Raw genomic sequence first — 15925 nt, 5'->3', positions numbered from 1 at the left:
TGATACACTGTCAACTCGACAACGAGGGTAAAAATGGAAAGCGTGAGCCAGAGGCGTTATGCGGTGGTGGCCAAGGACTTGATCGAGCAGATTGGCAGCGGCCATTACCCGGTAGGGTCGTTGTTGCCGACGGAATTCGAACTCTGTTCGCTGTATGCGGTGAGCCGGCACACGGTGCGCGCGGCTATCGACCAGTTGCAGGGGCAGGGCATGGTGTCGCGCCGCAAGCGCGTGGGCACCCGCGTCGAAGCCGCGTCACCCCAGGGCGGGTATACCCAGGCGATGGCTTCGGTGGCCGACCTGGTGCAGGTGGCCGAAACCCATATCCGTGATATTCAGGGCGTGCGTGAATTCGTCGCCGATATCGCCCTGGCCCGGCGCCTGGGGCTGGAGCCGGGCGGGCATTATTTCTGCGTGTCGAGCATCAAGGTCGACGCCAGCGCCGGCAATGCGCCGCTGTGCTGGACCGACGTGTACGCCGAACAGACCTTTGCCCAGGTGATTCCCGAGGCGCGCGAACATCCGGATGAGTTGATCGCCGCGTTGATCGGCAAGGCGTTCGCGCGGCATATCGATGTGGTGGACCAGCAGGTGCGTCCGGTGCAACTGACCGCCGAACTGGCCTCCAGCCTCAAAGCCCAGGGTGGGGCGTTGGGGCTGAATATCATCCGCCAGTACCGCGATGAAGCCGGCGCTCTCATTGCCGTGTCGGAAACGGTCTACCCCGCGGACCGTTTCACCCTGACCATGCAGATGCGCCGCGACAAGCTTTGAAACTTACGCCACGTTGAAAAACGCCACCTTCGTGCTCAGCCGGTCCGCCAGCTCCGCCAGTTCCTGGTTGGAGTTTTCCACCACTTCGGAGCCGGCGGCCGATTGCACGGTGGAGCTGTGGATGCGCGTGACGTTCTGCGCCACTTCTTCAGCCGCCGCGCTTTGCTGCACCGAAGCACTGGCGATCTGCGCGTTCATGGCGTTGATCGCGCCGACTTCCTGACTGATCTTGCCCAGCGCCACCTGGGAATCGCGGGTCTGTGCCACCGTGACCTGAGCCAGGGTGCGACTGCGCTGCATGATGTCGGCAGCGTCCTGTGTGCCGCTTTGCAGCTTGCCGATCATGTCGCGGATTTCCTGGGTGGACTCCTGGGTGCGGGTGGCCAGCGAGCGCACTTCATCGGCCACCACCGCAAAACCGCGACCATGCTCACCGGCACGGGCGGCTTCGATGGCGGCGTTCAGGGCCAGCAGGTTGGTTTGCGCGGCGATGGCGTTGATCACTTCGATCACGGTCTCGATGTTTTCGCTGTCGCTGGAGACTTGATTGACCCGAGTGGTGGCCTGGTCAAGGATCGTCGCCAGTTCTTCGATGGCCACGGTCACTTCACCCACCAGGCGATGGCCGCTGTCGACTTCCGCGTCGGCCAGGATGGTGGCCTTGGACGCCGCAGAGGCATATCCCGAAACCTCGCTGACCGAGGCGGCCATCTGTGTGATCGCTGCCGCTACGTGCTGGGCCTCACTGGTTTGCAGGGTGATTTGCTGGCGGTTGTCGCTGACCACCGACAACAGCGTGACCGAAGAGTGGCGCAGCGCCTGGGCCGCCGCGCGCACTTCGGTGATGGTGTCGCCCAGGCGGGCGAGGGCGCTTTTCAGGATGCCCATCACGCTGTCGGGGTAGCGGGTTTCGATAGGCTGGCTCAACTCGCCATTGGCCAGCCGGCGGATCGCTTCGGCGACTTCCTCGGGCTCGGCGCCCAGGGTGGCCTTGACCTTGCGGATGATCAACAGCGACACCAGCACGCTCAACACAATCGCCACGGCACTGGCCAGCAGCATCAGCACCGCGAAATTGCTGGCCGCCGACTGCACGGTGTCGAGCCGCTGCTTGATCTGCGCTTCTTCGAAGTCGATCAGCGCGTTCACGCGTTTGAGCCACTCGCTGTAATGCCCCGAGGTCTGGGCCAGCAGCAGTTCCTGGGCGGTGGCGATGTCATTGCTGCGGCGCAGGCTGATCACGCGGTCGCTGGAGGCCAGCGCCTGGGTTTCGATGGCCTTGATGTCGCTCAGCAAGCGCGCCTCTTCGGCGCTGGGGGCGGTGGCGCCGAACAGGCGGTCGAGCATGACCGCAGAGTCCTGGTAGTCGCGTTTGAGTTGGTCGATCTCGGCCAGGTGGCGATTGAGCGCCGGTTCATCCTTGACCAGCACCGCGTCGCGGATCGCAATGGCGCGGTTGTGCACGCTGCCCCGGAAGTTGATGGCGTAGCGCTGCACCACAGCCGCTTTTTCCCCGACCTCCTTGAGTGTGCTGTCGATAAACCCCACGCGTTGAATACCGACGGCGGTGATCAGCACCAGCAACGACAGGGTGGACGCAAAGCCCAATCCGATACGCAGCGCTAACGAGACAGGTTTTTTCATGGAAGGCTCGATGTTCAGGGGGGGGAGAAGTGATGGCTAAAAGCTATCTGTCGCGCGAAATCTAACCACCCGTCGACCCGTCGTCCAATCAGTAATTGCTGACCCTGACATTGAGCGAATTGATGGAATAAAACGCCTGGGTCGACGTTCTCTTGCCTAATGCACTTGCATCGGATCCATTCTTGACTAATATAGCCCGGGTAAAACAACTTATACCCGGGTATAAACGAATGGACATGCCTCCTTTTCCCCGCTGTACTGCCTTCGCTCGCCATCAGCGTGTGGCGCAAGGTTCCTACGCTGATGTGGCTTTGGCCCTGGCGGATCTTGAACTGCCTGCCGGCAGTTTTCTGGTGTTCGATGACGCCACCGGCGCCCAGGTGGATTACCCCTGGCCGGCAGGTTATGCCCCTGAACAACCCGAACTGGCTCCAGTTGAAGCCGAAGAAGAACCGCCGGCATCGCCTGGCGTGGGGCGTCCTCGCCTGGGCGTGGTCGCGCGGGAAGTGACGTTACTGCCGCGTCACTGGGAGTGGTTGGGCCAGCAACGCGGTGGCGCCTCGGCGGCGTTGCGCCGGCTGGTGGATGAGGCGCGCAGCGTGCATGCTGCCCGTGATCGACTGCGCCAGGCCAAGGAAGCCAGCTACCGTTTCATGAGTGCCATCGGCGGCGATCTCGCCGGTTTCGAAGACGCTTCACGCGCGCTGTTTGCCCAGGACGGGGCAGACTTTTCGAATAAAATCGCGCACTGGCCCGTGGACGTACAAACGTACCTGGCCTGGCTGTCGCGCCATGCTTTTTCTGCCTGACCCTCATTTTCGGGACGCGAACCAACCATGGAAGTCACCCAGCAACGACCGTTGTGGCAGATCTACCTGATCTTTCTGGCACCGATGGTGCTGTCCAATTTCCTGCAAAGCTTTTCCGGCACCCTCAACGGCATCTATGTCGGGCAAATGCTCGGCACCCAGGCGCTGGCGGCGGTGTCGGGCATGTTTCCCATCGTGTTTTTCTTTATCGCCCTGGTCATCGGTCTGGGAGCGGGGGCCTCGGTACTGATCGGTCAGGCCTGGGGTGCCCAGGAGACCGGGCTGGTAAAGGTGATCACCGGCGCCACCCTCACGCTGGGCGCGTTGGTGGGGCTGATCGCGGCGGTGCTGGGCGGCCTGTTCGCGCGCCCGGCGTTGCAGGTGCTGGGCACGCCGCTGGATGTGCTGGATGACGCGGTGGGCTATGCGCAGATGATGATGCTGATCATGCCGCTGTTGCTGGTGTTCATCCTCTATACCCAATTGCTGCGTGGGGTCAGCGACACGATCTCGCCGCTGCTGGCGCTGATGGTTTCGACCCTGGTCGGTCTGGTGCTGACGCCGGCGCTGATTCGCGGCTGGATCGGCCTGCTGCCCCTGGGTATCCAGAGTGCGGTGTATGCCGGACTGGTGGGCAACGCCTCGGCGATGCTGTTTCTGGTGCTGCGCCTGCGCCATAAAAAACACGTGATGGCGCCGGATCGCGAACTGCTCGCGGCGTTGCGCCTGGACCGCGCGATCCTGGGTAAAGTCCTGCGCATCGGCCTGCCCACCGGCTTGCAGATGGTGGTGCTGTCGCTGTCGGAACTGGTGATTCTGGCCCTGGTCAACGGCCACGGCTCCCAGGCCACGGCGGCTTACGGCGCGGTGACGCAGATCGTCAACTACGTGCAGTTTCCGGCACTGTCGATTGCCATCACCGCCTCGATCCTCGGCGCCCAGGCCATTGGCGCCGGGCGCCTGGAGCGTATCGGGCCGATCCTGCGCACGGGGCTGTTGATCAACACTTGCCTCACCGGTGGCCTGATCCTGCTGGGGTATGGCTTGTCCCACTGGCTGCTGGGCCTGTTCATCACGGACGACACGGCGCGGCTCAACGCCGAGCACCTGTTGCATATCATGCTCTGGAGCATTCTGGTGTTCGGCTTCCAGGCGGTGGTGGGCGGGATCATGCGCGCCAGCGGTGTGGTGCTGATGCCGGTGGCGATCTCGATTTTCTGTATGCTGTGCGTCGAGTTGCCGATCGCCTACCTGTTCAATGCGCACTTTGGCCTTGAAGGCGTGTGGATGGCATTTCCGGTGACCTACCTGGCGATGCTGGCGTTGCAGGTCACGTATTACCGGCAGGTGTGGCGGCATAAGCAGATCAAGCGCCTGGTGTGATAAAAGGTTGCGCACTTCAAGGACACAAGGCTTTTCACGTCATGGCAAACCCCTACGCCGAGTTGTTCCAGGCCCCTGGCGCGCGTGCCTTCGTACTGGCCGGCATGCTCGCACGCATGCCGGTTTCCATGACGGGCATCGGGCTGATCACCATGCTCTCCCAAGTGAACGGCGGCTACGGCCTGGCGGGCTCGGTGGCCGCCGTGTTTGCCTTGGCCACGGCGTTTTGCGCACCCCAGGTGTCACGTTTGGTGGACCGCTACAGCCAGGGCCGGGTACTGCCGATTGCCGCGCTGATCGGCGGCGGCGCGCTGTTGCTGCTGTTGCTGTGCACCCACTTGCAGGCGCCGGCCTGGACGTTGTTCCTGTTTGCCGCGTTGGCCGGTTGCATGCCCAATATGTCGGCCATGGTGCGGGCGCGCTGGACCGAGTTGTATCGCGGCCAGCCCCGGCTGCAAACCGCGTTTGCCCTGGAGTCGGTGCTGGACGAAGTGTGTTTCATCATCGGCCCGCCGATTTCGGTGGGGCTCTGCGTGGTGGTGTTTCCCGAGGCCGGGCCGCTGGTCGCGGCGTTGCTGCTGGCGGTGGGCGTGACGGCCTTCGTGCTGCAACGCCAGACCGAACCCCCGGTGCACGCCCGCCATGAACATCACGGGCGCTGGCTGATCGCTTCGCCGCCGGTGCTGATCCTGATGATCCTGCTGCTGGCCATGGGGGTGATCGTCGGCGTGGTGGATGTGGTCAGCGTGGCCTTCGCCCAGCAACAGGGCCAGCCGGCGGCGGCGAGTATTGTGCTGTCGGTTTATGCGATCGGTTCATGCCTGGCCGGGCTGGCCTTTGGCACCCTCAAGCTCAAGGCGCCGCTGCCCCGCCAGTTCCTGTTCTGTGGCGTGGCCACGGCGCTGACCACCTTGCCGCTGCTGCTGGTGAGCAACATTCCCGGGCTTGCCGTGGCGATCTTCATTTCCGGGCTGTTCTTCGCCCCCACCCTGATCGTGTCCATGGCCCTGGTGGAGCGAATCGTCCCGCCCAGCCGCCTCACCGAAGGCATGACCTGGCTGATCACCGGCCTGAGCATCGGCGTGGCCATCGGCGCCGCCAGCTCCGGCTGGCTGATCGACCACTTTGGCGCCACCAGCGGTTTCTGGGTGGCGCTGGCGGCAGGGGCGGTGGTGCTGGGGGCGGCGGTGCTGGGTTATCGGCGATTGGGCTAATCAGCTAACCGCAGGAGAGGCGTCATTGCCATGATGTTGTAAAAACTCATTCAAGGCTTGGCGTGTCAGGTCATTGAGCGTCACTTTTTTGCGGGTTGCTGCCAGGGCTGCCGCCAAGTGCAGGTCATGGCCAACCCGGACGTTGAAGGAGCCTTTACAGGGCTTCTCCGGGGTATGCCCGAGGGTCTGGCAAGTGGCGAGGTAGTCATCCACCGCCTCACGAAATGCAGCGTCCAGCTCAGCGACGGTTTTACCTTCGTAGCTCACCAGTGCCTTGATGAACAGGATCTTGCCGAACAGGCAGTTGTCTTCGACGCTGGCTTCAATCGAGCCGATGTAGCCCTTGTGCTTCAATTGGTTGTTCACTGAATCAGTTCTCCTGATTTCAATTGTTCGATGATTTGGCGCCGAATGTAGTGCTTCAGTTCGTTGCCGGGGTGTGGCTTGTGCAACGTGATCATTGCACTGGGATCGCCGATATCGAACTTCACGCGACTTCCAGCCCCCTCAATCTGTGTGTAACCCAATCGGCGCAGCAGGGTAACGAGTTCCGACCAGGTAAACGCGGTTTGCTCATTGAGCAGTTTGGCGAGCAGCTTTTCATTTTTGGACACGGCGTTCCTTGCGTGTAACTAAATTTAGTTGCAAAAAGTGGTGTTCGTCAATGCTAGCTCGGCTTGGTGTTGTCCTCCTGATTTTGATGTAACCCTTGATGACACTGCGTTTCGCGGCGTTCATCCCCCCGCTAATTTTTCCCTCTCCGGTTCGTTTTATAGGGACGACGTGCCTTTGTGCTTCCTGCCTATTGCTCCGGACTCCAAGAAATGAATGCTGAAGACTCCTTGAAACTTGCTCGCCGGTTTATCGGGTTGCCCCTGGAAAAGCGTCAGCTGTTCCTGCAGGCCCTGCAGAAAGAAGGCGTGGATTTTTCGCGGTTTCCCATACCGGCAGGGGTCGAGACCGAGGATCGCCAGGCACTCTCCTACGCGCAGCAGCGCATGTGGTTTCTGTGGCAACTGGACCCGGCCAGCGGTGCCTATAACCTGCCGGGGGCGGTGCGACTCAAGGGCGTATTGAGCCTTCCTGCGATGGAGCAGGCGTTCGCCAGCCTGGTGGCACGGCACGAAACCCTGCGTACGGTGTTCCAGCGCCAGGCGGATGAGCGCCTGGCACAGGTTGCGCGGATGCCAGAGCTGGCCGTCGAACAGACGAACCTGAGCCACCTGGCCGTCGCCGAACGCGAGCAGGCCGTTATCGACGCCGCGACGCGCCAATCGCTGCTGCCGTTTGACCTGGAAAATGGCCCGCTGCTGCGTGTGCAGTTGCTCAAGCTCGACGAGCACGAGCATGTCTTGCTGCTGACCCTGCACCACATCGTCTCCGATGGCTGGTCGATGAATGTGCTGATCGACGAGTTCATCCGTTGCTACGACGCCCATGAGCGCGGCGAAGCACCGCAATTGCCGGCGTTGCCGATCCAGTACAGCGATTACGCCCTGTGGCAGCGCCGCTGGCTGGAGGCGGGGGAGCGGGCCCGTCAACTCGAGTACTGGCAAGCGCGCCTGGGGGATGAGCAGCCGGTGCTGGAGTTGCCCACCGACCGCCCGCGTCCGGCCATGCCCAGCTACCAGGGCACACGCCATGACTTTGCGATTGACCCGGCGCTGGCCGCGCAATTGCGCAGCTGCGCGCAACAGCACAATGTCACCCTGTTCATGCTGCTGCTCGGCGCCTTCAATGTGCTGCTGCATCGCTATACCGGCCAGGGCGATATCCGTATCGGCGTGCCCATCGCCAACCGCAACCGCAGCGAAGTCGAAGGGCTGATCGGGTTTTTCGTCAACACCCAGGTGCTGCGCACCGAGCTGACCGGACAAACCCGCGTTGCCGAGCTGCTGCAAGGCATCAAGGAGCATGCACTGGGTGCCCAGGATCACCAGGAATTGCCGTTCGAGCGCCTGGTGGAAGCACTGAAAGTCGAGCGCAGCTTGAGCCACACGCCGTTGTTCCAGGTGATGTACAACCACCAGCCGGTGGTGGCCGATATCGCCTCGGTCAGCACCGCCTCCGGCCTGGAGTTGTCGCTGGTGCAGTGGCAAGGCCGCACCACCCAGTTCGACCTGACCCTCGATACCTTCGAGAAGTCCGGCACCCTGCATGCGGCGCTGACCTATGCCAACGATCTGTTCGACGCGCCCAGCATCGCCCGTATGGCACGCCACTGGATCAGCCTGTTGCAGGCCATGGTGGCCGACGGCGAGCAGCGCGTCGGTGAGTTGCCGATGTTGGTCGCCGATGAACAGCGGGTGCTGGTTCAGGACTGGAACCAGACCGCCAAACCGTATCCGACCGATTGCGCCATCCATCACCTGATCGAACAACAGGTGCAGCGCACACCGCAGGCGCCGGCGCTGCTGTTCGGTACGGTCAGCCTGACCTATGGGCAACTCGATGCCCGCGCCAACCGGTTGGCCCATGCCCTGCGTGCGCAGGGCGTCGGGGCGGATTCGCTGGTGGGGATCTGCGTCGAGCGTTCCATCGAAATGGTGGTGGGCCTGCTGGCCATTCTCAAAGCCGGCGGCGCCTATGTGCCACTGGACCCGGAATACCCGCGCGAACGCCTGGCCTACATGATCGAAGACAGCGGCATCCGCCTGCTGCTCAGCCAGCACAGCCTGTTGCCGTCGCTGCCTGCCGAGGGCATCCAGGTGATTGCCCTCGACCAGCCCGCCCAGTGGCTTGACGGCTACAGTGACGAATCGCCCGCCGTGGAGGTTCACGCGCTGAACCTCGCCTACGTGATCTACACCTCCGGTTCCACCGGCAAGCCCAAGGGCGCCGGCAATAGCCACCGTGCGTTGGTCAACCGCCTGTGTTGGATGCAGCAGGCCTACGGTCTGGATGACGGCGACGCGGTATTGCAGAAAACCCCGTTCAGTTTCGACGTGTCGGTGTGGGAGTTCTTCTGGCCGCTGATGACCGGCGCACGCCTGGTGGTTGCAGCGCCGGGTGAGCACCGCGAGCCGGCGCGCCTGATCGAGACCATCGGCCAGTTCGGCATCACCACCTTGCACTTCGTGCCGTCGATGCTCCAGGCGTTCATCCATGAGACGGGCGTGCAAGCCTGCACCTCCCTCAAGCGCATCGTGTGCAGCGGCGAGGCGCTGCCATTGGACGCACAGCTGCAAGTGTTCGCCAAGCTGCCCGGGGCCGGCCTGTTCAATCTCTACGGCCCGACCGAAGCGGCTATCGACGTGACCCACTGGACCTGCGTCGACGAAGGCCGCGATGCCGTGCCGATCGGTCGCCCGATCGCCAACCTCGGCACCTATGTGCTCGACGCCCAACTCAACCCGGTGCCTGCCGGTGTTGCCGGCGAGTTGTACCTGGGTGGCGTCGGCCTGGCGCGCAGTTACCACCGGCGCCCGGCATTGACCGCCGAGCGCTTCGTGCCCAGCCCGTTCGTGAGCGGCGAGCGCCTTTACCGCACGGGCGACCGTGTACGCCAGCGCGCCGACGGGGTGATCGACTACCTTGGTCGTCTCGATCATCAGGTCAAGCTGCGTGGCCTGCGCATCGAATTGGGCGAGATCGAAACGCGCCTGATGCAGCACCCGCAAGTGCGCGAGGCCGTGGTGCTGGTGCAGGGCGGCAAGCAACTGGTGGCCTACCTGGTGCTGGAAGCCGAGCAACCGAGCGACCTCAAGGCCTGGCTGCTTGGCAGCTTGCCCGAGTACATGGTGCCGACCCATATCGTGCCGCTGGCCAAGCTGCCGGTAACCGCCAATGGCAAGCTCGACCGCAAGGCCCTGCCGGTGCCGGATGCCGCGCCGCAGCAGGCCTACAGCGCGCCGGAAAACGCCCTGCAAATCACGCTGGCGTCGATCTGGAGCGACGTGCTGGGCGTGAAAAAAGTCGGCCTGGACGATAACTTTTTCGAGCTGGGCGGCGATTCGATCATCTCGATCCAGGTGGTCAGCCGCGCGCGTCAGGCAGGTATTCGCCTCAGCCCGCGTGACCTGTTCCAGTACCAGAGCGTGCGCAGCCTGGCGCTGGTGGCGCGTCATGAGCAAGCGACCGTCATCGACCAGGGGCCGGTCACTGGCGAGGTCATCCTCACCCCTGTGCAGCAGGGCTTTTTCGCCCAGGCCATCCCGGCCCGGCACCACTGGAACCAGTCGCTGTTGCTGACGCCGCGCCAAGCGCTGGAACCGACGCGCCTGGGAACGGCCCTGACCCGGCTGATCAACCATCACGACGCCTTGCGCCTGCGCTTCGTGCCGCAGGGCGGCAGTTGGCAGCAGCGCCATGTCGAGCCGATCACCGAAACCCCGCTGTGGCAACGCCATGCCGCTGACGACACTGAACTGGCTGCCCTGTGCGATGACGCCCAACGCAGCCTGGACCTGGAGCAAGGTCCGCTGCTGCGCGCGGCCCTGGTGCAAATGGCCGACGGCACGCAACGCCTGTTGCTGGTGGTGCATCATCTGGTGGTGGACGGCGTGTCCTGGCGCATTCTGCTGGAGGATTTGCAGCAGGCTTACCGCGACTCGGCACTGCCGGCCAAGACCAGTGCCTATCAGCACTGGGCGCAGCGGTTGCAGGCCCATGCGCAACGCCTGGACGATCAACTGCCGTATTGGCAGGCGCAGTCTGTCGAGGCCGACTTGCCGTGTGACAACCCCCAGGGCGGCCTGCAAAACCGCCTGGGCAGCAAGCTGGAAATCCGCTTCAGCGCCGAGCAGACCCGGCAACTGTTGCAGGATGCCCCGGTGGCCTACCGTACTCAGGTCAATGATTTGCTGCTGACCGCGTTGGCGCGGGTGATCAGCCGCTGGAGCGGCCAGTCCGCGGCGCTGATCCAGCTGGAAGGTCATGGCCGCGAAGACCTGTTCGACGACATCGACCTGACCCGCACCGTGGGTTGGTTCACCAGTCTGTTCCCGGTGCGTTTGCAGGCGGGCGGCGAGCTGGGCGACGCGATCAAGTCGGTCAAGGAACAGCTGCGCGCCGTACCGGACAAGGGATTGGGTTACGGCCTGCTGCGCTATCTGGGCTCGGACGAGGCGCGTGCCAGCCTGGCCGGCCAGGCCGTGCCGCGCATCACGTTCAACTATTTGGGGCAGTTCGACCGTCAGTTCGATGAGTCGGCGCTGTTCGTGCCGGCGGCCCAGGGCAGCGGGCAAGCTCAGGATCCCGAGGCACCGCTGGCCAACTGGCTGACGGTGGAAGGGCAGGTGTATGGCGGTGAGCTGGCGCTGCAATGGGGCTTCAGCCGCGAGATGTTCCAGGCTCCGACCCTTCAGCAATTGGCGGATGACTACCGCCAGGAACTGCTGGCACTGATCGAGCATTGCGTCGACCCGCAGCAAGGCGGTTTCACCCCGTCCGATGTGGCGCTGGCGCAACTGACCCAGCCCCAGCTGGATGCGCTGGACTTGCCGGCCCGCGAGGTGCAGGACCTGTACCCGCTGTCGCCGATGCAGCAGGGCATGTTGTTCCATAGCCTGTATCAGCAAGGCAGCGACGACATCTACGTCAGCCAGTTGCGCGCTGATATCCACGGGTTGGACGTGGCGCGCTTCCAGCAAGCCTGGGCCCAGGTGCTGGCGCGGCATGACATGTTGCGCAGCGGCTTTGTCTGGCAGGAAACCCAGGCGCAGCCGCTGCAAGCGGTGCACCGCGAAGTCACCTTGCCGTTCGCCGAGTATGACTGGCAGACCCGGTCGGACCAGCACGCAGCGCTGGAGGCGCTGAGTGAGTCGACACGGGCGCAGGGCTTTGCGCTGGAACGCGCGCCGTTGTTGAGCCTGAAGCTGGTGCGTCTCGGCGCCGATCATTTCCATCTGATCTACACCAACCACCACATCCTGCTGGATGGCTGGAGCCGTGCGCAGTTGTTCGGCGAAGTCTTGCAGCACTATTCGGGCCGGCCATTGGCGCCGGTGCAGGGGCATTACCGCGAGTACATCGACTGGCTGCAAGCCCAGGACGCGTCAGTCAGCGAGGCCTTCTGGAAAGCCCAACTGGCAAGGTTGCCGGCGCCGACCTTGCTGGCCCCTGGCGCCTCCCCCGAGCCGTCGGCAGCCAAGGGCAGCCACCTGGTGACCTTGACTGGCGAGCAAACCGCCCAACTCAAAGCCTGTGCCCAGGCGCACAAAGTCACACTCAATACCCTGGTGCAAGCCGCCTGGGCCCTGTTGTTGCAACGTCAGACCGGCCAGCAGAGCGTGGTGTTCGGTGCCACCGTTTCCGGTCGGCCCGCCGCTTTGCCGGGCGTGGAGCAACAGGTCGGCCTGTTCATCAATACCTTGCCGGTGATTGCCACGCCGTGCCCGCAACAGTGGGTGGGCGAATGGTTGCAGCAGGTGCAGGCGCACAACCTGAGCCTGCGGGAACACGAACACACGCCGCTGTTCGATATCCAGCGCTGGGCGGGGGCGGGTGGTGCGGCGTTGTTCGACACGCTGCTGGTGTTCGAAAACTACCCGGTGTCCAAGGCTCTGGCCGAGGGCGCAACGGCTGGGTTGACGTTCAGCCAGGTGCAGAATTTCGAACAGACTCACTACCCGCTGACCGTGTTGTTGGGCGCGGGCGCAAGCCTGGAGTTCGAATTCAGCTTTGATGCGCAGCTGTTTAGCCAGGCACAGATTCGCCACCTGGCCGGGTCGTTCCAGCGCCTGTTGCACGGCTTGGCCGGTCCTGCGCCACAGCGTCTGGGTGACCTGTCGTCCCTGGATGAAGCCGAGCGTCAGCAAGTGCTTTCGGGCTGGAACGCGACTGAGCGCGACTATCCGCAAGGCCAGTGGGTACACCAATTGTTCGAAGCCCACGCACAAGCCCAGCCGGACGCACTTGCGTTGGTATTTGGCCAACAGCGCCTGAACTACGCCGAGGTGAACCGCCGCGCGAATCGCCTGGCCCATCGTCTGATCGAGGCTGGCGTAGGCCCGGATGTGCTGGTGGGTCTGGCGGTGGAACGCTCCATCGAAATGGTCATCGGCCTGCTGGCGGTGCTCAAGGCCGGCGGTGCCTATGTGCCGCTGGACCCGGAATACCCGCGTGAACGCCTGGCCTACATGCTCGACGACAGCGGCGTGAAACTGCTGCTGACCCAGGCGCATTTGCTTGAACAGTTGCCGATTCCGGCTGGGCTGCACACGCTGGTGCTGGGCGACTCGGCCTTCGAGGATTACAGCGACGCCAACCCGGGCATTGAACTGGATGGCGAAAACCTCGCCTACGTGATCTACACCTCGGGTTCCACCGGCCAGCCGAAAGGCGCGGGCAACCGCCATTCCGCCTTGCTGAACCGCCTGCACTGGATGCAGGAAGCCTATGAACTGGACGTCAGCGACAGCGTGTTGCAAAAGACTCCGTTCAGCTTTGACGTGTCGGTATGGGAGTTCTTCTGGCCGCTGATGACTGGCTCGCGTCTGGTGGTGGCTGCGCCGGGTGATCATCGCGACCCGGCCAAGCTGGTGGCCCTGATCAACCAGGAGCAGATCACCACGCTGCATTTCGTGCCGTCGATGCTGCAAGCCTTCCTGCAAGACCCGGCGGTGTCCACCTGCCAAACCCTGCAACGCATTGTGTGCAGTGGTGAAGCCCTGCCGGTGGACGCCCAGCAACAGGTGTTCGCCAAGCTGCCCCAGGCCGGGCTCTACAACCTGTACGGCCCGACCGAAGCGGCCATCGACGTGACCCACTGGACCTGTGTCGATGAAGATCGCGACGCGGTGCCGATCGGTCGTCCGATTGCCAACCTGGGTTGCTACATCCTCGACAGCAATTTCGAACCGGTGCCGGTTGGCGTGCTGGGCGAACTGTATTTGGGCGGTGTTGGCCTGGCGCGCGGTTATCACCGTCGTCCGTCCCTGACCGCCGAACGTTTTATCGCCCATCCGTTCGTTCAAGGCGAACGCCTGTATCGCACTGGTGATTTGGCGCGCTTCCGCGAAGATGGCGTGATCGAATACGCCGGGCGTATCGACCATCAAGTGAAACTGCGCGGCCTGCGCATCGAGCTGGGTGAAATCGAAGCGCGTTTGCTGGAGCACGATTGGGTGCGTGAAACCGCCGTATTGGCCGTCGATGGCAAGTTCCTGGTGGGCTACCTGGTACTGCAAAACGCCGGCGAGGATTGGCGCGACGTACTCAGTGCGCACCTGGTCCGGCAGCTGCCGGACTATATGGTCCCGGCGCAATGGATGTTGCTGGAACAGATGCCGCTGAGTCCCAACGGCAAGCTCGACCGCAAAGCGCTGCCCAAAGTCGACGCCAACCTGCAAGCCCGCGAATATGTGGCGCCGGCCAGCGAGCTGGAACAGCAGATCGCCGCGATCTGGGCCGACGTGCTGGACGTTGAGCGCGTCGGTCTTGACGACAACTTCTTCGAACTGGGCGGGCACTCGCTGTTGGCCACCCAGGTCATCTCGCGCACCCGCCACGGCCTGGGGCTCGATGTGGGCTTGAAGGCCCTGTTCGATCAGCCGGTGCTCGGGGCATTCGTGCAGGCATTGAGCGGTGCACGCCTTGAACACAGCCGCATCGAGCGTGTCGAGCGCGGCCAGCCGTTGGTGCTGTCCTATGCCCAGGAGCGCCAGTGGTTCCTCTGGCAACTGGACCCGCACAGCGCCGCTTACCATATCCCCAGCGCCTTGCGCCTCAAGGGCGCGCTGGACCGCGACGCCTTGCAGCGCGCCTTTGACACCTTGCTGATGCGCCACGAAAGCCTGCGCACCCATCTGCAACAGGACGGCGACCGCACCGTCCAGGTGATCAGTGCCCGGGCGCGTATCGAGGTGGTGTCGTTTGATGCCAGCGAAGCCCACTTGAAGGCTCAGGTCGAGGCACAGATCACTCAGCCGTTCGATCTGCGCCAGGGCCCGCTGATGCGCGTCAGCCTGTTGCGCCTGGCCGAAGACGAGCATGTGTTGGTGCTGGTGCAGCACCATATCGTTTCCGATGGCTGGTCGATGCAGGTGATGGTCGATGAACTGGTGCGGCTCTATACCGCTTACAGCCAAGGCCAGGCGTTGCGCTTGCCGGAGCTGCCGATCCAGTACGCCGACTATGCCGTGTGGCAGCGCGACTGGATGGAGGCGGGGGAGAGGGCGCGCCAGTTGGATTACTGGCGCGAACAGCTTGGTGGTGTGCAGCCGGTACTGGAATTGCCGTTCGACCATCAGCGCCCGGCGGTGCCGACCCATCGTGGCGCGCGTTTGAATATTCCGCTGGCCACCGCGTTGCTGGAAGACCTTAAAGCCCTGGCCCAGCGCGAGGGCGTCACGCTGTTCATGCTGTTGCTGGCGTCCTATCAGGTGCTCTTGCACCGCTACAGCGGTCAGCAGGACATCCGCGTCGGCGTGCCGATTGCCAACCGCAACCGCATGGAAACCGAGGGGCTGATCGGCTTCTTCGTCAACACCCAAGTGCTCAAGGCCGAAATCGACGGGCAGACCAGCGTGGCCCAGTTGCTGGCCCAGGTCAAACAGCGTGCGCTGGAAGCCCAGAGTCATCAGGATTTGCCTTTCGAGCAACTGGTGGAGGCGCTGCAACCGGAGCGCAGCCTGAGCTTGAGCCCGCTGTTCCAGGTGGCGTTCAACCACCATATCAGCCGGGCCGGCAGTCATTTGCAGCGCCTGGGGCAACTGGATATCAGTCCGGTGGCTTGGGATGAAGCGGCTGCGCAATTCGACCTGACCCTGGACATCGAAGAGTCCGTGGACCAACTGCGTGCTTCGCTCAGCTACGCCACCGACCTGTTCGAACCCACCACCATCGCCCGCATGGCGCGCCACTGGCAGAACCTGTTGCAGGCCATGGTTGCCGATCAACAGCAGAGTATCGGCCGATTGAATTTGCTCGATGCTGACGAGCAACAGCACATTCTCCAGCTGTGGAACGGCACCGACTCGGGCTTCCCGGCCACGCGTTTTGTGCACGAGTTGTTCGGCGATCGCGCCCGGGAAAATCCCGATGCGGTGGCGGTCAAGTTCGACACGCAAACCCTGTCCTACGGCGAACTCGAGCGCCAGGCCAATCGCCTGGCCCACGCGCTGATCGCCCGTGGCGTCGGCCCGGAAGTGCGCGTGGCCA

The 15925-nt window shown here is 63.5% G+C and carries 8 protein-coding genes and 1 pseudogene; 5 read left to right on the top strand and 4 right to left on the bottom strand.

Going from position 1 to position 15925, the window contains the following annotated elements:
* Window positions 1–42: 42 nt before the first annotated feature.
* Window positions 43–774 (top strand): GntR family transcriptional regulator, encoded by a 732-nt coding sequence (locus ACW9IN_RS24645; protein WP_457368308.1) that lies wholly within the window; start codon window positions 43–45, stop codon window positions 772–774.
* Window positions 775–777: 3 nt separating this feature from the next.
* Here the strand turns inward: ACW9IN_RS24645 and ACW9IN_RS24640 are convergent, their stop codons facing one another.
* Both ACW9IN_RS24640 and ACW9IN_RS24635 read right to left on the bottom strand, forming a co-directional pair.
* Window positions 778–1485, bottom strand: coding sequence for a methyl-accepting chemotaxis protein (locus ACW9IN_RS24640; RefSeq protein ID WP_457368307.1), 708 nt, complete (start codon window positions 1483–1485; stop codon window positions 778–780).
* Between the two features lie 417 nt (window positions 1486–1902).
* A pseudogene (locus tag ACW9IN_RS24635) lies at window positions 1903–2418 on the bottom strand (MCP four helix bundle domain-containing protein); the annotation flags it as partial.
* Between the two features lie 236 nt (window positions 2419–2654).
* Between ACW9IN_RS24635 and ACW9IN_RS24630 the strand changes: the two are divergent.
* From ACW9IN_RS24630 to ACW9IN_RS24620, 3 genes are read left to right on the top strand one after another with little or no spacing between them, the layout of a single operon-like run.
* Complete coding sequence (locus ACW9IN_RS24630) at window positions 2655–3227, top strand: DUF2239 family protein (RefSeq protein WP_457368270.1); 573 nt, start codon at window positions 2655–2657, stop codon at window positions 3225–3227.
* 27 nt (window positions 3228–3254) lie between these two features.
* A complete protein-coding gene (locus ACW9IN_RS24625; protein ID WP_457368269.1) occupies window positions 3255–4610 on the top strand; it encodes an MATE family efflux transporter in 1356 nt (451 codons plus the stop codon).
* A gap of 41 nt (window positions 4611–4651) precedes the next feature.
* Window positions 4652–5824, top strand: coding sequence for an MFS transporter (locus ACW9IN_RS24620; protein WP_457368268.1), 1173 nt, complete (start codon window positions 4652–4654; stop codon window positions 5822–5824).
* Here ACW9IN_RS24620 and ACW9IN_RS24615 read toward each other — a convergent pair whose 3' ends face one another.
* On the bottom strand, window positions 5825–6190 hold the full coding sequence (locus ACW9IN_RS24615) for a type II toxin-antitoxin system HicB family antitoxin (protein WP_457368267.1): 366 nt from the start codon (window positions 6188–6190) through the stop codon (window positions 5825–5827).
* The gene (locus ACW9IN_RS24610; RefSeq protein WP_457368266.1) at window positions 6187–6438 is read right to left on the bottom strand and encodes a type II toxin-antitoxin system HicA family toxin; all 252 of its coding nucleotides are present in this window, start codon (window positions 6436–6438) and stop codon (window positions 6187–6189) included. Before ACW9IN_RS24610 ends, ACW9IN_RS24615 begins: the two co-directional genes overlap by 4 nt.
* 210 nt (window positions 6439–6648) lie before the next feature.
* Between ACW9IN_RS24610 and ACW9IN_RS24605 the strand changes: the two genes are divergently transcribed.
* Window positions 6649–15925, top strand: a 9277-nt coding sequence (locus tag ACW9IN_RS24605; protein ID WP_457368265.1) for an amino acid adenylation domain-containing protein, incomplete at its 3' end; no start/stop codon positions are given.

The sequence above is a fragment of the Pseudomonas sp. SDO5271_S396 genome (assembly GCF_054071795.1).
The sequence above is the reverse complement of the archived record's forward strand: the minus strand, read 5'-3'. Positions and strand labels throughout refer to the sequence as shown.